The sequence below is a fragment of the Candidatus Darwinibacter acetoxidans genome (assembly GCF_041936445.1).
Classification (GTDB): Bacteria; Bacillota; Limnochordia; order Darwinibacteriales; family Darwinibacteriaceae; genus DTU010.
Window position 1 is genome coordinate 1 of record NZ_JBHGXH010000115.1, and the last position, 4023, is coordinate 4023.

A 4023-nucleotide genomic window follows, 5' to 3' on the forward strand; every position below is an offset into this window, starting at 1 on the left:
AAACTCCGGGGAGCGTTTCTACCCGGCGAGTACTACCAAGATCATGACCGCGCTGCTGCTCCTCGAGCATACCTCGCCGGATGAGATGGTCACTGTGGGGGAAGAAGTGTTTCTGGTCGGGCCGGACAGCAGCACCTCCGGTTTAACTTTGGGCGACCGCATTAGTGTCAAGGACTTGCTCTACGCCATAATGCTCCCCTCGGGGAATGAAGCCGCTTACGCCGCCGCTGTCTATGCCGCCAGGCAGGCCTGTAGCCGGCCGGAAATGCCGGTCCAGGAAGCCCTTGACTATTTTACCGGGTTGATGAATGACCGGGCCCGGGAGCTGGGCGCACTGCACACGCACTTTGCCAACCCTGATGGGTATCATGATCCCGATCATTATACTACCGCCTACGACCTGGCCCTGATCGCCCGGGAGGCGCTGAATAAAGACTTGATCAGGAAAGCGGCCGGCTCCAGGGCCCATCAAGCAGCCGTATTGCGCGACGGCAGCCCGGTTACCCTGAAATGGTTCAATACCAACTGGCTGCTGCATCCGGATTTGCCTCACTATTATTCCCGGGCCACGGGTTTAAAAACCGGCCATACGCCCGAGGCGGGCGGGACCCTGGTGGCCACGGCTGCGGACGGGGACCTGGAGCTGATTGCCGTCCTGCTGAAAAGCACCACGGAGAGCCGCTTCCAGGAGGCCGCATCGCTCTTCGATTACGGTTTTGACCACTTCCGGCTCTACCGCGTAGTGGAAGAGGGGGAGGCCGTGGTTACGGCCGCCTTGACCGGGCAGGCCAGGGGAGAGGCGGCGGAGATCCCGGCGCTTGCCGCCTCCGGTTTCAGCGACATACTGCCCGTGGAAGATATCCCGCGCATCGGAAAAACTGTTAATTGGGAAAGCCGCTTGCTCTCCGGGGAAGCGCTGAAAGCCCCCCTGGCGGAAGGAGAGGTGATCGGCCGGGTCACCTATACCCTGGACGGCACGGTCTTGTTTGAAACGGAACTGCTGAGCGGACGCGACGTGCGGGCCCGCTTCCCCTGGGAGTGGACCGCTCTACCCGCGCTCCTTCTGCCCGGCCTGCTTATCCTGGCTGTTAGGCGGCGGCGCAACCAGGCCCGCCCGCGGCGCCGCAGCAGAGCGGGAAGAGTGTAAAAAGATCAGGAGAGAGAAGGGGAACATTTGAAATTCGTGATCTCCTACAGCTGCGGCAAGGACAGCGCCCTGGCGCTTTACCGCATGCTGCAGCAGGACCACCAGCCGGTTGGGCTGCTGGTGATGGTAAACCGGGAACAGGACCGGTCCTGGTTTCACGGGGTGGACAAGCCTCTCCTGGAGGCGGTTTCCCGCTCGTTGCGGATTCCGCTTCTCTGCGGTGAGTGCGAGGGCAAGGACTACGCCGCCGCGATGGAGACCGCCCTGGTTCGGGCCAAAGAGGCTGGCGCCGGCGCCGCCGTCTTCGGCGATATCGATATTGAAGGGCACCGCCAGTGGAGCAGCGAGCGGTGCGCGGCGGCAGGTCTGGAAGCTGTCTTCCCGCTCTGGCAGGAAGATAGATTGGCGCTGGTGGAAGAAGTGATCGATCTGGGATTCAAGGCCGTGATCAAGTGCGTCGATAAGAGCAAGGTCGACCCAAAGCTGCTGGGGGCCACCTTAAGCCGTGCCCTGGTGGAGGAGATTGCCGCCTGCGGCGCCGACCCCTGCGGCGAGAACGGCGAATACCACACCTTTGTCTATGACGGGCCCATTTTTTCTTCCCCGCTTACCATAGAACGGGGTCGGGTGATCGAATTCGGCACCCATGCCGCCATTGACCTACGCCTTCTTCAGTTCCCCTAAATCAATTCGCTTCAGTCAAGAGTGTCTTTAGCCCTTTTGTAAACTGCCTGACTTCTTGAGTGTCAAAGAACCGCCAGCGGCTTTCACCAAGAAGTTCTAGAAAATATCTATTGAGCTTTCTAATCGAATAGCAATTTAAATGAGCGAGTCGATTTCTGTGCGCTTGCCCGGCACGGTATAATAAGTTGCAGCCGGACTAAAAGGTTCTACGGTATCCCTGCGATCTTGCCGAATAAAACCGTCGTCGCGCAGTTGCCGGATTAATGGCTTCATTTTAGCTGCTGTGAGGCCCATATTGCTGCCAATCTCCTCTATGGATACCCTATGGGGCGCGGTTCTGATGAACCGCAGGATGCGAATGAGTTGCTCCTGCTGCTCCCTTTCTTTATTAGGAAAGACCAGTGTACCTTTATCTATAACCGTCAGCCGGCCAGGCTCCAGTTCTTCCCATTGCTCATCGGTCAAGGGGCGAGTGGCAATAATAAATCCCTTTTGCGAAGGCGCTTTTTCCTCGGATAAGTCTATTTCATAGTCTTCATCTACGAGTTTTACGCTTGAAAAGGGAGCTTCGCGTTTTGTAAAATACAGACCCTTGTATCCATTTAAGTCCCTGTAGCAAAATAAGCGCTCCCCGTCAGAAAGGAGGCAGTTGAAATTGCCGAATCGATTGATTTCGCGCATGCTGTTTTCCAGGAGGCTGAAGCTTTCCTCGTTCCATTCAAGTACCCGATTTTCAATAATATGCATTAGATGACAGAAAGCATATTCGGAATCCGTTGTCCCCATGGAGTTCCACCTGCCGGCAGCCAGCAAATCCCTGTAATTGCCGCTCAAATGGCCATTGTGGGCAAATACATATTCTCTGTTTCCTAGCACCCTGGAAAAGGGATGCGTATTGGTATAGCAGACAGAAGATGTTGCCAGGCGAACATGGGAAATAAAGATCCGGGAGCGGATTCCTTTATTGTCTTTTAAAAAAGCAGCGAAGGAACTGTGGTTCGATTGTAGCGGCTCTTTGATTACCTGGGCTGCATACTCGCCATTTGGATAGTAAGCAATGCCCCACCCATCAGGGTTGGCAGAACCCCGGTGTATAAAACCCCTGAAAGAAAAGTTGGGTTGAACTGTTTCGTTAAATGCCATTCCCAATAGCTCACACATTATTCATTTGCACCTCTCTCCGTGGCTCCTACCATGCATCTATAATATTATTTACCCAAAAAGCAGTCAATTGCATCAATTGCGTAATAAAAATGGGATTTTTATTATTCAGTAGCACTACTTACCCGTATTTAATGTCAGCTTATTGCAAGGGCTTTTTGAACGCTGTAAATTAGGAATTGCCTCCTTGACGCGGCATCATTTGTGGAATATAATGCCATTAGCTATATTAGCTAATAGCATGGGAGGTGCGGCGATGATTGTCAGTTCAACGGAAGTGCAAAACAACTTCGGCAAGTACCTCATGCTGGCCGCGAAAGAGGATGTAATCATAACCCGCAACGGCATGGTCATAGCAAAATTGACGGCTGTTGAGGACGACGCCGCGGGGGAGGAGAAAGTATCTGAAAACCTGACCAAGTACGGGTGGTACGGCGGCAGAAAGGCAACATACGAGGAATTCCTGGAGCTAACCCGGCATAGCGAGGATCGCTACGAATATATTGACGGGGAAATATATTATCTCGCCTCGCCAAAAACCGTACACCAGGTTGTTTTAACCGAGCTCCTTGTTATTTTTCATAACTGGTTCCAGGGGAAAGAGTGCCGGCCGCTGGTAGCTCCGTATGACATCACCCTGAGAAGGCACGAGAAAGATATCAATGTGGTTCAGCCCGATCTCATGGTGATCTGCGACCTTGAGGAAAAGCTGGATGATGACGATTATTACAGGGGTGTGCCCACCCTTGTCGTGGAAGTATTATCTGAAGGAACACGCAGCAAAGACATGGTTAAAAAACTGGATCTCTACATGTCTTGCGGTGTCACGGAATACTGGATTGTAAATCCGTTTAACGAAGAGGTAATTGTTTACCTCTTTCAGGAAAAAGACATTGTCAACAGCGCCACTTACCGGAAACCTGATTGCGCCGAATCCTTCCACTTTAAAGGGCTGTCGGTAGAACTGGCCCGGATTTTCATTTAAGGTGTTTAATAATGTTTTTACTCGCAGCGCAATGGCAGGCGCTCAA

At 53.3% G+C, this 4023-nt stretch carries 4 protein-coding genes; 3 read left to right on the forward strand and 1 reads right to left on the reverse strand.

Features of this window, described 5'->3' with window-relative positions; translation table 11 throughout:
* Together ACE4YL_RS03945 and ACE4YL_RS03950 are read left to right on the forward strand one after the other, a co-directional pair.
* The coding region (locus ACE4YL_RS03945) for a hypothetical protein (RefSeq protein ID WP_461369261.1) at positions 1–1147 on the forward strand (1147 nt) is incomplete at its 5' end.
* A 36-nt stretch (positions 1148–1183) separates the two neighbouring features.
* A complete protein-coding gene (locus ACE4YL_RS03950; RefSeq protein ID WP_461369264.1) occupies positions 1184–1831 on the forward strand; it encodes a Dph6-related ATP pyrophosphatase in 648 nt (215 codons plus the stop codon).
* 135 nt (positions 1832–1966) lie between these two features.
* Here ACE4YL_RS03950 and ACE4YL_RS03955 read toward each other — a convergent pair whose 3' ends face one another.
* Entirely contained in the window at positions 1967–2992 is a 1026-nt protein-coding gene (locus tag ACE4YL_RS03955) for a class II glutamine amidotransferase (RefSeq protein WP_461369262.1), read from the reverse strand.
* A gap of 256 nt (positions 2993–3248) precedes the next feature.
* Here ACE4YL_RS03955 and ACE4YL_RS03960 point away from each other — a divergent pair, with 256 nt between their 5' ends.
* On the forward strand, positions 3249–3977 hold the full coding sequence (locus ACE4YL_RS03960; protein ID WP_461369263.1) for a Uma2 family endonuclease: 729 nt from the start codon (positions 3249–3251) through the stop codon (positions 3975–3977).
* Positions 3978–4023 lie beyond the last annotated feature (46 nt).